We start from the raw sequence: 15,900 nt of genomic DNA, 5'->3' as shown, positions 1-15,900 counted from the left end.
CGCTCAGGTCGTGCGTTCGGCGAAGAAGACGAACTCGCGGCCGGGGCGGTCGGGCGCGTCTCGTACCTCCAGCACGCGGAAACCGTTGGCGGCCAAGGTGGATTCCACCTCGTCGCGGTCGCGGAACCGGAGGGTCGAGTCGGAGGTGAGCACCGTGCCGTCCGCGTGGAAGCGGTAGGTGTGGCGGAAGGAGACGAGCGGAAGGTCCACCGAGGTGACCTCCCGCCATTGCTCCACGGGTCCCACTCCGGCGACGTCGAGCACGACGTGCGCCGGATCGGCGGCCCAGTCCTGCCATGCCTTCCGTGCGGGCCTCCTGGTTTCGAACGCGAGGTGACCGCCCGGGCGGAGCGCGGCGTGGATGCCGCGCAACGTCCGTGCCCAGTCGTCGTCGGTGAGGAAGACCTGCGCCACGTTCGCGGTCATCACCGCCAGGTCGGCGTCGAGCGCGGGCAACGCGCCGGCGTCGCCGTGGAGCCAGGTGACCTTGCCGTCGGGATCCTTGGCGCGCGCGACTTCGAGTGAGGCTTCGGCCGGATCGACCCCGGTGACCGCGAACCCGCGTTCAACCAGCAGGACCGCCAGCGATCCGGTGCCGCAGCCGAGGTCGAGTACGTGCGACGCGCCTAACTCGTCGGCGATGTCGAGGTAGGTGGTCAGGTCGTCGCGCTCCCCGTCGAAGGCGTCGTAGATCGGCGCGAGGCGGGGGTGGGCGAAGATCGGGTCCGGCACGCGGTTCAACCTAGGCAACCGGGCGCTTCGTGGCGATCGGCTTTTCCCGCTGGGCACGACGTTTGACAGGAGTTCGAACGTGTGTTCGACTCTCGGTGTGCGGTGGGACAGGCAGCGGATCGGTGGCGAGGGTGAACAGGCGATTCCCGGGCTGGCCGGGTTGGTGCGCTCGGTGACTTCACCCGAGTTCGCCGGTGTGACGTTCCACGAGGTGCACGCGCGCTCGGTGCTGAACAAGGTGCCCGGCTCGTCCGCGGTGCCGTTCAGCTGGACGGTCAACCCGTACCGCGGGTGCTCCCACGCGTGCACCTACTGCCTGGCCGGCGACACCGAAGTGCTGATGGCCGACGGCGACCTCAAACCGCTCGAGGAGATCGAGGTCGGCGACGAGGTGTTCGGCACCCGGTCGCACCAGGGGCACCGCCGCGGCGCACCCACGCGCGTGCTCGCGCACTGGGTGACGGTCAAGCGCGCGTACCGCGTGGTGCTGGAGAACGGCGCCGAGCTGATCGCCAGCGGTGACCACCGGTTCCTGACCGAACGCGGCTGGCGGCACGTGGTCGCCGACCGCCCGGGGCCGGCCGCGCGACCGCACCTCGCGGTGGGCGAGCAACTGGTCGGCATCAGCCTGTACACCACGGAACTGCCCGCGCGGCTGGGGGTCGTGCGGGTGGAGGACCTCGGGCGCGAGATCCCGATGTACGACCTGACCACCGGCACCGGCGACTTCATCGCGAACGGCGTGGTGAGCCACAACTGCTTCGCCCGCAAGTCGCACACCTACCTGGATTTCGACGCCGGCAAGGATTTCGACAGCCAGGTGGTGGTCAAGGTCAACGCGCCCGAGGTGCTGGCCGCCCAGCTGCGCAAGCCGAGCTGGACGCGCGAGCACGTCGCGATGGGCACGAACACCGATCCCTACCAGCGCGCCGAAGGCCGGTACCGGCTGATGCCGGGCATCATCTCCGCGCTGGCCGACTCGGGCACGCCGTTCTCCATCCTGACCAAGGGCACCGTGCTGACCAGGGACCTGCCGCTGCTGTCCTCGGTCAGCACCGAGGTGCCGGTCGGGCTGAGCGTGTCGATCGCGCTGCTGGACCGCGAACTGCAGCAGCGCCTCGAACCCGGCACACCGAGCCCGCAGGCGCGGCTGGAGCTGGTGCGCCGGATCCGCGATGCCGGGCTGCCCTGCGGCGTGCTGGTGGCGCCGATCCTGCCCGGCCTGACCGATTCGGACGAGGCGCTCGACAGCCTGCTCGCCGCGATCGCCGCGGCGGGTGCAACCAGCGTGACCGCGATCGCCCTGCACCTGCGGCCCGGCGCGCGGGAATGGTTCGCCCGCTGGCTGGCCGTGGAGCACCCGGCGCTCGTGCCGTTGTACCGCGAGCTGTACGGCCGCGGCAGCTACGCCAAACCGGTCTACCGCAAGCAGCTGTCCGCCCGGTTCGCCCGGCTCATGCGACGCCACGGCCTCGATTCGAACGTCTTCCGGACCAGCGAGGTCGCACCGGTTGAACCGGCCGGCGCGCTCCCCGTGCAGCGCCGCGAATCGGCGGCACCCGTGCAGGAGTCGCTCTTCCCGCTGTAGCGGCTGACCTGCCTCAGCCGCGCCGCCGGTGGTTCGTTAGCCTCTACTGCCGGGGAAAACCCTGCCGAACGGCAAGACGACCCACGTCCGAGGAGAGCAACCGCAGTGCTTCGCACCCACAACGCCGGCACCCTGCGTGCCGAGCACGCCGGCCAGACCGTAGTCCTCACCGGCTGGGTGGCCCGTCGGCGCGATCACGGTGGCGTGATCTTCATCGACCTCCGCGACGCCAGCGGTGTCGCCCAGGTCGTCTTCCGCGAGGGCGAGATGGCCGAGCGCGCGCACAGCCTGCGCTCGGAGTTCTGCCTGCGCGTCACCGGCGAGGTCTCCGCGCGTCCCGAGGGCAACGAGAACCCCGAGATCCCGACAGGCGCCATCGAGGTCCTGGTGACCGAGCTCGAGGTGCTGTCCGAATCGGCCGTGCTGCCGTTCCCGATCGACGACCGGGTCGACGTCGGCGAGGAGGTGCGCCTCAAGCACCGCTACCTCGACCTGCGCCGCAGCGGCCCGGCGAAGGCCATGCGCCTGCGCAGCGAGGTCAACCGCGCGGCCCGCGAGGTGCTCCACGCGCAGGACTTCGTCGAGGTCGAGACCCCGACCATGACCCGGTCGACCCCCGAGGGCGCGCGCGACTTCGTCATCCCGGCGCGGCTCAAGCCCGGCTCCTGGTACGCGCTGCCGCAGTCGCCGCAGCTGTTCAAGCAGCTGCTCATGGTCGGCGGGCTGGAGCGGTACTACCAGATCGCCCGCTGCTACCGGGACGAGGACTTCCGCGCCGACCGCCAGCCCGAGTTCACCCAGCTCGACATCGAGATGAGCTTCGTCGAGCAGGACGACGTGATCGCGCTCGGCGAGGACATCGTCACCGCGCTGTGGAAGCTGATCGACGTCGAACTGCCGCGACCGTTCCGCCGCCTCAGCTACGCCGAGGCCATGGCGAAGTACGGCTCGGACAAGCCCGACCTGCGCTTCGACCTCGAACTGACCGAGATGACCGAGTACTTCGCCGACACCCCGTTCCGGGTGTTCCAGGCGCCGTACGTCGGTGCCGTGGTGATGGCCGGTGGCGCGAGCCAGCCGCGCCGCACGCTCGACGGCTGGCAGGAGTTCGCCAAGCAGCGCGGCCACCGCGGCCTCGCCTACGTGCTGTTCAACGAGGACGGCACGCTCGGCGGCCCGGTCGCCAAGAACCTGTCCGAGTCCGAGCGCGAAGGGCTCGCCGCGGCCGTCGGCGCGAAGCCCGGTGACTGCGTGTTCTTCGCCGCGGGCAAGGCGACCGACGCCCGTGCGCTGCTCGGCGCCGCGCGCGTGGAGATCGGCCACCGGCTCGGCCTGATCGACGAGAACGCCTGGTCGCTGGTCTGGGTGGTCGACTTCCCGATGTTCGTCTCGGCCGACGAGTCCGACGACGTCGCGGTCGGCAGCGGCAGCTGGAACGCCCTGCACCACGCGTTCACCTCGCCGACGCCGGAGTGGATCGACAAGTTCGAGCAGGACCCGGGCAACGCGCTGGCCTACGCCTACGACATCGTCTGCAACGGCAACGAGATCGGCGGCGGCTCCATCCGTATCCACCGCGCCGACGTGCAGAAGCGCGTGTTCGAGCTGATGGGCCTGTCCGGTGAGGAGGCCCAGGAGAAGTTCGGCTTCCTGCTCGACGCCTTCCAGTTCGGCCCGCCGCCGCACGGCGGCATCGCCTTCGGCTGGGACCGCATCACCATGCTGCTGGCCGGCGCGGACTCGCTGCGCGACGTGATCGCCTTCCCGAAGACGGGCGGCGGGTACGACCCGCTGACCGCCGCGCCCGCGCCGATCACCGCCGAGCAGCGCAAGGAAGCCGGCGTGGACGCGAAGCCGGCCCCCGCCAAGGCGTGAGCCGGTGCTGCACCTGAGAGCGGTTTCGCCACCGGACAAGACGGACCGCGTGCTCGAGGTGCTGTCGGATCACCGCGGGGCCACGCACCTCGTGCTGATCAAGGACGCCGCGATCGATCCCGCGGGCGATGTGGTGGAGGCCGACATCGCCCGCGAGTCGGCGGACGAGATCATCGACGCGTTGTGCGTGCTCGACCTCGACCACTCCGGCGGCATCACGCTCGAGGTGATCGACACCGCGCTGTCCGACGCCGCCGACCGCGCCGAGGAGGAAGCGCCCGGCGAGGGCGCCGACGCGGTGGTGTGGCAGGAGCTCCTCGCCCGCACGGGGGAGGAGTCGCGGCCCAACGCCACCTTCATCAGCTTCCTGACCATCGCCTGCCTGCTCGCCGCGGTCGGGGTGGTGACCGACTCCTCGGTGACCATCGTCGGCGCGATGGTGGTGGGCCCGGAGTTCGGCCCGCTCGCCGCGATCGCCGTCGGCCTGGTGTTGCGCCGGTGGGACCTGGTGCGCCGCGCGGCGGCGGCGCTCGCGGTCGGCTTCCCGGTCGCGATGCTGATCACCCTGGGCGGCACGGTGCTCGGGGAGGCGACCGGCCTGTTCGACCGCGCGGCCCTGCTCGGTGACCACGAAGTGGACTTCATCTACCAGGTGGGCCCGTACTCGCTGATCGTCGCGCTGCTCGCCGGCGCGGCCGGGATGCTCTCGCTGACCTCGGCGAAGTCGGCCGCGCTGGTCGGGGTGTTCATCTCGGTGACCACGGTTCCGGCGGCCGGCTACGCGGTTGTCGCGGCCGTACTTAACGAGTGGGGCCGCTGTATCGGTTCCGTCGTCCAGCTCGTGATAAACCTGGTGGGGATCGTCGTGGCCGCGGCCGTTGTGCTGATGCTGCGCCGCAGGGGACAACGCAAGGCCTCCACGGAACGTCCACTCTCACGCGGGTGACGGGCACGCACGCTCACGAGTAGGGTCGGGGACAATGACTGTGGACACTTCGAAGGATTCCACGAACAAATCGGGCAACGGGGCGGTGGTCTCGGCGGGCACCAGGGTTGCCGCCGGCGAAGCCATGAAGGTCACTGAGGCTGACGAAGCGCTCCAAGCCGCGATCAAGGCGGGCGAAGCGGTTCTGGCGCACCGGTTCGGCAGCGCGATCCCACTGGTCGACGCCGAGGACCTGCGGGGCACCGGCCCCGCCACGGTGGTCAGGGTGCGGGTCGCCGCTTCGCCGTTCGCGTTGCCGCGCACGCTGGTGATCAAGCACTACCCGGGCGAGGCCCCGGAGGGCCGCCCGGACCCGTTCGCCCAGGAGGCGGTCAGCTACCAGCTGTTCACCGCGCTGGCCCAGGACGAGCGCATGTGCCCCGAACTGGTCGCGCACGACGGCGGTCACCGGGTGCTCGTGCTCGACGACCTCGGCCGCGCGCCGACGCTGCAGGACCGCCTGCGCGGTTCGGACGCCAGGGCCGCCGAGCGCGCCCTGCTGTCGTGGGCGCGGTCGCTGGGCAGGCTGCACGCCAACACGGCCGGCCGCGAAGCCGACTTCAACGCGCTGCTGCGCCGTCTCGGCGGCCGGACCTTCGGCGAGGACACCACGCCGGTGCTCGCCTGCGCGCAACTGCCCGCGCTGCTGTCCGAACTCCTCGGCGTGGAGACTCCGGACACGGTGCGCCTGCACGCCGAGCAGATCGCCGAACTGGCGGCGTCGCCGCGGTACCGCGCGTTCAGCCCGGTCGACCTGTGCCCGGACAACAACCTCGCGACCAGCGGCGGGGTGAGCTTCCTCGACTTCGAACGCGGCTGCGTGCGCAGTGCGCTCGTCGACGCGGCGTACCTGCGCGTGCCGTTCGCGTCGTGCCCGTACGCCCTGGCGCTGCCTGCGGGCATGAGCGAGGCGATGGTCGCCGCCTGGCGGGCCGAGGTCGCCGGGGTGTGGCCCGCGCTCGCCGACGACGACATCCTCTCCGAGCACCTGCTGGAGAGCCAGCTGCTGCGCGTCTGGCTGGCGACCTGGGAGCTGCTGCCCGAGCTGACCCCGGACCGCGGTGCCGTGCCGACGAGCCGGGCCGCGGCGCTGGTCAGCTGGTGGAGCGATCTGGGCAAGCACGCGGAGCGCGCCGGGCTCGACGACGTCGCGGCGCACGCGCTCGAGGTGTCCACCGCGTTGGACGAGCGGCACGGCCCGGGCCTGAGCCTGGCGCTGTACCCGGCGTTCCGGTAGCACCGCACCGAGGATTTCCCGAGGCGTCCTCACGCCGTTACCCGGTTCTCACCACGGGTGAGCCTGGGTGCCGGAAGGTCTGCGGTGTGACCGTGCTGCGTGAAGAATTCACCCTGGCATCCGAGGTTCCCGACTTTTCCGCACCGGCGCCGCGCCGCGTCTCCCGACTGGCGGTGCTGGGCGATTCGACCGCGGTCGGCCTCGGTGACCCGTTGCCCGGCGGGCAGTGGCGCGGAGTCGGCCCGCTGGTCGCCGACGCGCTGGGCATCGAGCCGGACGGCTACCTGAACGCCTCGTTCACCGGCGCGCGGATGCGGTGCGTGCGTACCGAGCAGTTGCCGGTCGCGCTGGCGCACCGCCCCGAGGTGGTGCTGGTGATCGTCGGTATGAACGACACCCTGCGCTCCGATTTCGACGCCGAGGCCATCGCCGACGACCTCGACCACGTGGTCACCGAGCTGTCGGCCGCCGGTTCGGTGGTCATCCCGGTGCGCTTCCACGACCACGGCCGCGTCTTCCGCCTGCCCGGCTCGCTGTACCGGGCGCTGCGGTCCCGTATCGACGAGCTGAACGCGGTGATCGACGGCGTGGTCGCCGCCCGGGGTGTGCCGTGCCTCGACCTGATGACCCTGCCGGGCGCCTACGAGCTGGACGCCTGGAGCGTGGACCGGCTGCACCCGTCGGAGCTGGGGCACCGCATGCTGGCGCAGGGGTTCGCCGGCCTGCTCACCGACGCGGGGGTCGAGATCCGCGTGCCGGTCAGCCTGGAGTGTTCCGGTGGCGCGACCGCGGGGGCCGTGCAGCACGTCGGCTGGCTGGTGCTGAAGGGCATCCCGTGGCTCTGGCGGCGCGGCCGCGACCTGCTGCCCTACGCGGCGCGGATCATGTGGCGGTCGTACTGGGAGGACCGTCCAGCCCCATCGCGCTGACCAGCAGCCCGAGCGATTCCTCCGGCCGGAAGTCGCCCGAAGGCCGGGTCAGCTCGTGCAACACCATGCCCTCGATGTGGTCGAGCAGGATCTTCGCGTGCAGGTCCGGGTCGGCTGAACCGGACGCGACGAGCAACGCCCGCAGCGGCGCCGCCGCCCGCGCGCCCGTCACATCGAGCTGAACCCGCAGCTGCGGATCCCACGCCGCTTCGAGGAACAGGGCGTACCGCGCGAGCGTCGCGACCCGATCCGGCCCGGCCATGTGACGGGCGAACCGCGCGGCGCCCTCGACGAGGCCGACCTCCGCGAGTTCGGTGGCCACGGTGAAGTCGCGCTCGGCCAGTCCGGCCAGCACCCCGGCGAGCAACGCGCCGCGCGTGCGGAAGTGGTTCGACGTCGTCCCGGCGGGCAGCCCGGCTTCCGCGTCGACGGCGCGGTGGGTCAGTCCGCGCGCGCCCTGGCTACCGAGCACCGTGGTCGCCGCTGCCACCACGTCGTCCCGGCGCGACCGTTCTCTGGAGGAAGGCACCCCGACAGCCTAGTACTACATCTGTGACTACACCTGTAGTACCGTGGGCGCATGACAGCGAGAATCGCGGTGGTCGGCGGCGGGATCGGCGGGCTGGCCTGCGCGCTCGCGTTGAACCAGCAGAACCTGGACGTCACGGTGTTCGAGCGCCGCGCGCGGATCGAGGGCCGGGGCACGGCGCTCGGCATGTGGCCCGACGCGTTGCGCGCGTTGGACACGATCCGACTGGGGGAGCGGGTGCGGCGCACCGGCGTCGCACAGCGGGAGATGCGCTTCCGCCGGTCGGACGGCCGGACGCTCGCCCGGCTCGACGTCGGCCGCCTGGAGCGGCGCACCGGCGACCTGCCGGTGCTGCTCTCGCGCGCCGCGTTGATCCGCCTGCTCCGGGACGCCCTGCCCGCGGATCTCGTGCGCACGGGTCAACCAGTTGAACCGGCCGACGTCCGTGACCTGTGCGCGGAGTACGACGTGGTCGTCGGCGCGGACGGCATCGGCAGCGCCGTGCGCGAGGCGTGCTTCGGCGCCGCGCACCGGCCGCGTTACTCGGGCTACTCGGCGTGGATCGGCATGGTGCCGTCCGACGGGGAGGACAGTCAGGAGATCTTCGGCAGGGGTCGCAAGTTCGGCATCACCCCGGCCGAGGGCGGCCTGACCAACTGGTACGCCCCGATCCGGGTCCCGCACGGCGGCCTCGGCGAGGACCCGATGGTTCAACTGCGTGAACTGTTCGGCGACTGGTGCGACCCGGTCCCGTCGCTGATCGAGCGCAGCGCGGGTGCGGAAATCCTGCACTACCCGATCCGCTACCTCGCGCCGCGGCTGCCGGCCTTCGTCTCCGGCAACGCCGTGCTGATCGGCGACGCGGCCCACCTCATGACCGCCGACCTCGGCCAGGGTGCCTGTCAGGCCCTCGTCGACGGCGTCGCGCTGGGACGACACCTCGCCGGCAGCGACGACCTCGCACGTGCGTTGAACCAGTACGACCGCGAGCGCAGACGCCCTGCTCAGCGCGTCGCGACCGCGGCGCGGCTGCTCGGCGGCTTCACGCTCCGGCCGGGCCTGTCGCGCCTACGCGACCTGACCTTCGGCGCCGCCGGGCTCCTCGGCCGTCACGAGCCGCGTCCGTCGCGCGGGGCGAACACCGCGAGCCCCTCCGCGTCCGACGGCGGAGTCCGCACGAAGTAGCGCACCCACTCCTCGATGTCGTCGTAGCTCGACGTCGCCGCGATCGAGTCCGCGGCGGCCCCGGCGTCGAACAGCGTGCGGCGGTGCTGCACGGCCGGCCCCTCGGCGCCGCCGAGCAACGCCCAGTGCGCACCCGGCGATCCGTACGGCATGCCAATGCTGCCCGCGTTCACCACCAGCCGCCGGTCGACGAGCCTGCTGAACGGCATGTGCGTGTGCCCGCACACCACGGTCGGCTCGGTCACGCCGTCGAGCACCTCGGCCCACCGTTCGAGCGAGCTGTCCACGAGCACGACCTCCTCGTCGTCGCGCGGGGTGGCGTGGCAGAACAGCACCGGCCCCAGCCCGTCGACCTCCAACCGGGCCGTCGCGGGCAGGCTCGCCAGCAGGTCGACCTGGTTCGACCGCAGCTGCCCTGCCGCCCACGGCGCGATGGGATCCGGGATGTTCGTGTCGCCGTCGCGAGCCAGCTGCACCAGTTCCCGGTCGGCGTTGCCGTTGACCCACACCGCCCGGTCGCCGAGCGCGACGAGCCGGTCCAACACCTCGACCGGCTGCGGTCCGGCCGCGATGTCCCCGGTCAGCACGATCCGGTCCGCGCCAGCCACGTCCGGTTCGGCCAGCACCGCGTCCAACGCGGGCAACACGCCGTGGATGTCGGACAGCACCGCGACCCGTTCGACCATGCGCCCGAGTCTGCTCGTACCGCGCTGCCGCGGGCAGGGGTGTTCGCGGGCAGCGGAGTCGCTGTCGTACCCAGCGGCTAACGTCAACGCCGTGGCGCAGGACGAACTCTTCACGGTGAACCCGGACGTGGCGGCTCCACCGCCGGAGCCCGCGAAACCGGCAGCCGAGCGGCCGGTTCCGCCCGGCTCCCCGCTGGCGGTGCGGATGCGGCCGCGCTCGCTCGGCGAGGTGGTCGGCCAGCAGCACCTCCTCGGCGAAGGCGCGCCGCTGCGACGGCTGGTCGAGGGCGCCGCGCCCGCGTCGGTGCTGCTCTACGGCCCGCCGGGCACGGGCAAGACCACGCTGGCCAACCTGGTGTCCACCGCGACGGGCCGCCGGTTCGTCGCGCTGTCGGCGCTGTCCGCCGGGGTCAAGGAGGTGCGCGGGGTCATCGAGGAGGCCCGGCGCCGCCGCAACTACAACGCCGAGAACACCGTGCTGTTCATCGACGAGGTGCACCGCTTCTCGAAGACCCAGCAGGACGCCCTGCTCGGCGCGGTCGAGGACCGCACGGTGCTGCTGGTCGCCGCGACCACGGAGAACCCGTCTTTCTCGGTGGTCTCCCCGCTGCTGTCGCGCTCGTTGGTCCTGCAGCTTCGACCGCTTACCGACGACGACGTGAGCGACCTCATCGACCGCGCGCTGACCGACGAACGCGGCCTCGGCGGTGCGCTCGAACTCGCCGACGATGCCCGCGAGCACCTGGTCCGGCTCGCCTCCGGGGACGCGCGGCGTGCGCTGACGGCCCTCGAAGCCGCGGCTGACGCGGCCGGTGCCACCGAGCACGGCGTGATCGACCTGGCCACCGTCGAATCCACGGTCGACAAGGCGGCGGTGCGCTACGACCGCGACGGCGACCAGCACTACGACGTGATCAGCGCGTTCATCAAGTCCATCCGGGGCTCGGACGTGGACGCCGCGCTGCACTACCTGGCCAGGATGATCGAGGCGGGGGAGGACCCGCGCTTCCTGGCCAGGCGGCTGGTGGTGCACGCCAGCGAGGACATCGGCATGGCGGACCCGACCGCGCTGCAGTCGGCCATCGCCGCCGCGCACGCCGTGCAGTTCATCGGCATGCCCGAGGGCAGGCTCGCGCTCGCGCAGGCGACGGTGCACCTGGCCACCGCGCCGAAGTCGAACGCGGTGATCACCGGCATCGACGCCGCGCTGGCCGATGTGCGGGCGGGCAAGCTCGGCACGGTGCCGCCGCACCTGCGCGACGGTCACTACGCGGGCGCGGAGAAACTCGGCCACGCGCAGGGGTACCGGTACCCGCACAACGTGCCGGAGGGCGTGCTCAGCCAGCAGTACCCGCCGGACGTGCTGGTCGGCACGGACTACTACCACCCGACCCAGCGCGGCGCCGAGCGCACGCTGGCCGAACGGGTGCCGAAGCTGCGCCGGACCATTCGCGGGCAGTAGCCCCGGCACCCGTATAACGACCTATACCGCGTGGCTTTACGGCGTGAAGCTGGGCTGCCCGTTCTCCACGTGCCCGGTCAACGCGCGGAGGAAGGCGGGGTCGCCGTCCGCGGTGACGCGGATGTCGTACCAGCCGGCCTCGGTGCGCACCGGGACCTGCGCGGACTTGCCCGGTTCAACCCGCACGACACGGCCGCCGTCCAAGCGCAGCGACACCGCGGCCGCGCCGGAGTTCTGGAGGGTCAGCTCCAGCCCGTTCCGGTGCGGCAGGAACCGCGTGCTCACGTTCACCCCGGCCGCCGCCCCCGAGCGGCTGCCGCGCAGCTCCCACCAACCGCGGTTCGGACCCTGCACGAGCACGCGGTACTCGTCGCCCTTGTTCGGGAGGGTCTCGGTGAGCGTGCCGGTCACATCGCGGTGCGCCGGTTCAACCAATTCGCCCGTGTACGCGTAGATCGCGAAGTGCGCGGCGGCGGCGCCCCCGTTGTGCAGCGAGATCGCGAGCTCGCCGCCCGGGGTCAGCCCGCCGGACACCGACGCCTGGTACGGCAGCGCCCGCGCGCGGCGTCGGCCCGGCTCGGGCGTCGGCAGGGCCTGCTCGGCCGGGGGAGTCGGGTGCCAGCGCGAGATCGGCTCGGGAACCGGCCCCGGCTTGGCCACCGACGGCGGCTGTCCCGCGCGGTCGAAGTCGAACGCCCCGGTCAGGTCGCCCGCGACGGTCCGCCGCCACGCCGAGATGTTCGGTTCGGCGACCCCGGTCCACTTCTCCAGCAGCCGGATCACCGAGGTGTGGTCGTACACGGTCGAATCCACGTAACCGCCGATCGTCCACGGCGACACCACGGTCATCGGCACCCGCGGGCCGAACCCGAGCGGCTGCCCGCCCGCGTGATCGGCGTCGTCCGGCGCGGTGGCCGGCGGCACCGGCGGCGGCACGTGGTCGAAGTAGCCGTCGTTCTCGTCGAAGTTCAGCAGCAACACGGTCTTCGACCACGTCTCCTGATCGGCGGCGATCGCGTCGAGCACGTCGTAGATCAGGTTCGCGCTGCCCACCGGGGTCGACGCGCCCGGGTGCTCCGAGTCCGCCGCCGACGGGACCAGCCAGCTGACCTTCGGCAGCGTGCCCGCCGCGATGTCCGCGCGCAGCCGCCCGGCCAGCGACTCCGGCTCCCCGCGGAACAGCGCCCGGTCGAACAGCTCGCGCTCGGCCGCGGTCAACCCCGCGACCCCTTCGTCGAACTTCGCGAGCAGCGCCTTCCGTTCCTCCGGCGACTTGTCGAACAGCGCGAAGTAGAACTCCTCGGTCGTGCGGTACCCACCCGGCACCCCGGCGAGGATTTTGTGCCCGATCTTCTTGAACGGCACGAAGTACTCGACCGCGTTGTCGGTGAAGTTGTCCCACTCCTGGTAGATCCGCCACGACACGCCGGCGGCCTGCAACCGCTCCGGATAGGTCGTCCAGGAGTAACCGGGGTGGTCGTACGAGTAGGCCGCGTTGGTCACCGCCCGCGACCCGTTCGGTTCGAACCCGGTGGTGCCGGTCATCAGGAAGTTCCGGTTCGGGTTGGTGGAACCGAAGATCGAGCAGTGGTACGCGTCGCAGATGGTGAACGTGTCGGCCAGTTCGTACTGCAGCGCGATGTCCGCGCGGTCGTAGTAGGTCATCGTGGCCGGGCCCTTCGCCGCGATCCACGCGTTGTTCCAGCCCTTGGCCCACGCCTTGCCGCTGCCGCCCCAGCTGTGGTCGAGGTCGCCGAGGTACTGGATGTCGTCCGGGTCGCGCCCCGCCCTCGCCGCGCCCTCGCGCAGCGAGAACGGCAGCACCACACCACCGGCCGGGTTCGGCTGGTTGAACACGTCGCCACCGCCGGGCAGCGGGAGCGGGTGCGCGTCGCCGAACCCGCGCACACCCCGCAGCGTCCCGTAGTAGTGGTCGAACGAGCGGTTCTCCTGCATGAGCACGATGACGTGCTCGACGTCGGCGAGGCCGCGGCCCCGGCGCATCGGCGCGGCCATGGCGGCGTGCAGTGAGGGTGGCAGCAGCGAGCCGGCGACGGCGGCCCCGGTGGTGGCCAGCACCCGGCGGCGTGACAGTTCAGGCATGGCCCGAACCCTTGCCTAACCCGGTGAACGGAACAAGAACTTCAGCTTGTCCAGGTGTTGCCGGTGATCCGCTCGTAGACCTCGGCGTACTTGGCCTTCGTCGCGGCGACCACGTCGGCGGGGATCTCCGGGCCCGGCGGGGTCTGGTCCCAGCCGGTCGTCATCGACCAGTCGCGCACGAACTGCTTGTCGAACGAGCGCTGCGGCCGTCCCGGCTCCCACTCATCGGCCGGCCAGAACCGCGATGAGTCGGAGGTGAGCACCTCGTCGCCGAGGGTCAGCGTGCCGTCGGCGTCGAAGCCGAACTCCAGCTTGGTGTCCGCGATGATCACGCCCTTGCCCGCGGCGTGCTCGGCGCCCTTGCGGTAGATCTCCAGGGTCAGGTCGCGCAGGCGGTCCGCGGTGTCCTGCCCGATCTCGTTCACCACCTCGTCGAAGGTCATGAACTCGTCGTGCCCGGTGTCGGAGATCTTCGTGGTCGGCGTGAAGATCGGCTCCGGCAGCTTGTCACCCTCGACCAGGCCCTCGGGCAGGCGGATGCCGGACACCGCGCCGTCGCGCTGGTACTCCCGCAGGCCGAGCCCGGTCAGGTGCCCGCGCGCGATGCATTCGACCTGGATCATCTTCAGCGGCTTGCAGCGGATCGCGCGCCCGGCGAATTCGGCGGGCACGTCGGTGGCCGAGATCAGGTGGTTGGGCACCACCTCGCGCAGGTGCTCGAACCACCAGACCGACAGCTGGGTGAGCAGCTTGCCCTTGTCCGGCACCGGCGTCGGCAGCGACACGTCGTAGACGGAGACGCGGTCGGACGCCACGAGCAGGATGTCGCCTTCCCACTCGTACAGATCGCGGACCTTGCCTGCGTGCACGTGCTTCATGCGTCATCCCGTCGGTGCGTGGTCGTTCTCCAGCGGCTTCACAGCGTTCTAGCACACGGAGTAGTGGCATAGGCCACTTGTGCTACCGTGACGCGGTGTCCCAGCCCATCCCCACCGAACGGGTGCAGGTCGCGGCCGTGCTGCGCCGGATGCGCGAGCAGGCGGGCGTCACCCGCGGCGAGGCGGCCGAACTGCTCGGCTGCACCCCGTCCAAGATCGGCGACCTCGAACTCGGGCGGTCCGGCGCGAAACCGGCGGAACTCGAGAAGCTCCTCGTCCGCTACGGCGCCGGGGCCGGTCAGCGCGAGGAGATGATCCGGTTCGCGCGGGCGTCCCGCAGCCGCAAGCCGCGCGGCACCTACGGCGCGATACCCGTTCCGGCGAACCTGCGCCGCGTGCTCGCCCTCGAAGCGCAGGCCCGCGAGACCGCCCACTACTCCGGTGAGCTGATCCCGCCCGTGCTGCAGGTGCGCGCGTACGCCGAGGCCCTGCTCCCGGGTGAGCCGGTCAAACTGGTTGAACTCCACCTCTCCCGGCGCGAGTGCCTCGAACGCACCGACCGGCCGCGCCTGCGGTTGCGCTGCGTGCTCGGCGAAGCGGCGCTGCGCGCCGGGATCGGCGGTGAGGCGGTGATGGCCGCGCAACTGGCGCGGTTGTGCTGGTTGAACGAGACCGCGCCGAACGTCGAGATCCACGTGCTGCCCACCGGCGCGGGCGCGCACCCTTTCCTCGGGCGCACCCTCACCCTGCACTTCTTCCCGCGCCCCGCGCCCGCGGTGATGATCACCAGCGGGCACGACCGGGACGTCTTCTGCGACCGCCCCGCCGCGCTGCGCGACGCCGTCGAGCGGTTCACCGCGTTGCGCGAGCGGGCCCTCGGCGTGCGCGAAAGCACGCAGTTCCTGCGGCGGCTGGGACAGCACCGGGCCAGTACGGTGGAGGACAGCCACGCACGGTAGCCTGACCGGCAATCAGCTCGCCCCGAATCTCCAGGGAGGACCCCGTGTCGGCAGGGCAGATCGCCGCGCTCATCGCCGCAGGCGCCTTCGTTGTGCTGGTGGTGCTGCTGGCGATCCCGTTGCTCAAGCTCGGCCGCACGCTGGACGAGGCGACCATCGCCATCCGCAAGGCGCACGAGAACACCGATCCGCTGCTCACCGGGGCCAACCAGACCATCACCCACGTCAACACCCAGCTCGAGCGGGTGGACGGGATCACCGCCAACGCGCAGGCGGTCAGCGGCAACGTCTCGGCGCTGTCGTCGGTGTTCACCGCGACGCTCGGCGGGCCGCTGGTCAAGACCGCGGCGCTGTCCTACGGCATCAGCAAGGCCGTCAAGGCGCGCCGGGCCAAGGCGAACGGGAAGCCGGTCCGCGGCCGGAAGAGGAGCAAGAAGTCATGAAGCGGCTGTTCTGGCTCGGAGTCGGAGTGGTCGCCGGCGTCGCCCTCTCGCGCAAGGCGACCGAAACCGCGCGGCAGGCCACCCCGGCCGGTGTCGCGGCGAACCTCGGTGACGCCATGCGCGAACTCGCCGGCGCCGTCGGCTCGTTCGGCGCGGAGGTCCGCGCGGGAATGAACGAGCGCGAGCAGGAGCTGAACGACATGGTCGAGGACCGCACCGGTCTTCCGTCGCGCCCGCAGGGCAGGCACGCCGCGGTGCGGCGAGCTCGCCGGGCGGAGGGCTGACCGGGCCGCGTCCGCCGACGCCGCG

15 protein-coding genes are annotated in these 15,900 nt (G+C 71.7%); 10 read left to right on the top strand and 5 right to left on the bottom strand.

Annotated features, from left to right (window positions below):
* Nucleotides 1-3 precede the first annotated feature (3 nt).
* Nucleotides 4-732 carry a bifunctional 2-polyprenyl-6-hydroxyphenol methylase/3-demethylubiquinol 3-O-methyltransferase UbiG gene (locus JYK18_RS38785; protein ID WP_206808800.1) on the bottom strand — a complete coding sequence of 243 codons (729 nt, stop codon included), beginning with the start codon at nt 730-732 and terminating at the stop codon, nt 4-6.
* Between the two features lie 97 nt (nt 733-829).
* On the opposite strand from JYK18_RS38785, the gene JYK18_RS38780 reads away from it, so the two are divergent.
* From JYK18_RS38780 to JYK18_RS38760, 5 genes are all read left to right on the top strand, one after another.
* A complete protein-coding gene (locus JYK18_RS38780) occupies nt 830-2,320 on the top strand; it encodes an Rv2578c family radical SAM protein (protein ID WP_206808799.1) in 1,491 nt (496 codons plus the stop codon).
* 105 nt (nt 2,321-2,425) lie between these two features.
* Nucleotides 2,426-4,195: an aspartate--tRNA ligase gene (aspS, locus tag JYK18_RS38775; RefSeq protein WP_206808798.1), complete on the top strand. Its 1,770-nt coding sequence runs from the start codon at nt 2,426-2,428 to the stop codon at nt 4,193-4,195.
* 4 nt (nt 4,196-4,199) lie between these two features.
* Nucleotides 4,200-5,141, top strand: a complete 942-nt coding sequence (locus tag JYK18_RS38770; protein WP_206808797.1) for a DUF389 domain-containing protein — start codon at nt 4,200-4,202, stop codon at nt 5,139-5,141.
* Nucleotides 5,142-5,175: 34 nt separating this feature from the next.
* The gene (locus JYK18_RS38765) at nt 5,176-6,417 is read left to right on the top strand and encodes a phosphotransferase (protein ID WP_374195098.1); all 1,242 of its coding nucleotides are present in this window, start codon (nt 5,176-5,178) and stop codon (nt 6,415-6,417) included.
* Between the two features lie 86 nt (nt 6,418-6,503).
* Nucleotides 6,504-7,346 (top strand): SGNH/GDSL hydrolase family protein, encoded by an 843-nt coding sequence (locus JYK18_RS38760; RefSeq protein ID WP_374195097.1) that lies wholly within the window; start codon nt 6,504-6,506, stop codon nt 7,344-7,346.
* Here the strand turns inward: JYK18_RS38760 and JYK18_RS38755 are convergent.
* On the bottom strand, nt 7,300-7,875 hold the full coding sequence (locus JYK18_RS38755; RefSeq protein ID WP_307796258.1) for a TetR family transcriptional regulator: 576 nt from the start codon (nt 7,873-7,875) through the stop codon (nt 7,300-7,302). The genes JYK18_RS38760 and JYK18_RS38755 overlap by 47 nt on opposite strands.
* A gap of 51 nt (nt 7,876-7,926) precedes the next feature.
* Between JYK18_RS38755 and JYK18_RS38750 the strand changes: the two genes are divergently transcribed.
* Nucleotides 7,927-9,060, top strand: coding sequence for an FAD-dependent oxidoreductase (locus JYK18_RS38750; protein ID WP_206808796.1), 1,134 nt, complete (start codon nt 7,927-7,929; stop codon nt 9,058-9,060).
* On the opposite strand, the gene JYK18_RS38745 is transcribed toward JYK18_RS38750, so the two are convergent.
* The gene (locus tag JYK18_RS38745; RefSeq protein WP_206808795.1) at nt 8,985-9,746 is read right to left on the bottom strand and encodes a metallophosphoesterase; all 762 of its coding nucleotides are present in this window, start codon (nt 9,744-9,746) and stop codon (nt 8,985-8,987) included. The genes JYK18_RS38750 and JYK18_RS38745 overlap by 76 nt on opposite strands.
* Nucleotides 9,747-9,837: 91 nt before the next feature.
* On the opposite strand from JYK18_RS38745, the gene JYK18_RS38740 reads away from it, so the two are divergent.
* Nucleotides 9,838-11,208: a replication-associated recombination protein A gene (locus JYK18_RS38740; RefSeq protein WP_206808794.1), complete on the top strand. Its 1,371-nt coding sequence runs from the start codon at nt 9,838-9,840 to the stop codon at nt 11,206-11,208.
* A 36-nt stretch (nt 11,209-11,244) separates the two neighbouring features.
* On the opposite strand, the gene JYK18_RS38735 is transcribed toward JYK18_RS38740, so the two are convergent.
* Nucleotides 11,245-13,311, bottom strand: coding sequence for a phosphocholine-specific phospholipase C (locus tag JYK18_RS38735; RefSeq protein WP_206808793.1), 2,067 nt, complete (start codon nt 13,309-13,311; stop codon nt 11,245-11,247).
* A gap of 41 nt (nt 13,312-13,352) precedes the next feature.
* The gene (locus JYK18_RS38730) at nt 13,353-14,189 is read right to left on the bottom strand and encodes a phosphoribosylaminoimidazolesuccinocarboxamide synthase (protein WP_206808792.1); all 837 of its coding nucleotides are present in this window, start codon (nt 14,187-14,189) and stop codon (nt 13,353-13,355) included.
* Nucleotides 14,190-14,284: 95 nt separating this feature from the next.
* On the opposite strand from JYK18_RS38730, the gene JYK18_RS38725 reads away from it, so the two are divergent.
* The 3 genes from JYK18_RS38725 to JYK18_RS38715 are packed head-to-tail and all read left to right on the top strand — an operon-like array spanning nt 14,285 to nt 15,875.
* On the top strand, nt 14,285-15,148 hold the full coding sequence (locus tag JYK18_RS38725) for a helix-turn-helix transcriptional regulator (protein ID WP_206808790.1): 864 nt from the start codon (nt 14,285-14,287) through the stop codon (nt 15,146-15,148).
* Between the two features lie 44 nt (nt 15,149-15,192).
* Nucleotides 15,193-15,591 (top strand): DUF948 domain-containing protein, encoded by a 399-nt coding sequence (locus JYK18_RS38720; protein ID WP_206808788.1) that lies wholly within the window; start codon nt 15,193-15,195, stop codon nt 15,589-15,591.
* Nucleotides 15,588-15,875: a hypothetical protein gene (locus JYK18_RS38715; protein ID WP_206808786.1), complete on the top strand. Its 288-nt coding sequence runs from the start codon at nt 15,588-15,590 to the stop codon at nt 15,873-15,875. The genes JYK18_RS38720 and JYK18_RS38715 overlap by 4 nt, the downstream gene beginning before the upstream one ends.
* Nucleotides 15,876-15,900: the final 25 nt, after the last annotated feature.

Origin of the sequence: Amycolatopsis sp. 195334CR (assembly GCF_017309385.1) — a bacterium.
Taxonomy (GTDB): Bacteria; Actinomycetota; Actinomycetes; order Mycobacteriales; family Pseudonocardiaceae; genus Amycolatopsis.
This window is presented reverse-complemented; position numbering and strand designations above follow the sequence as displayed.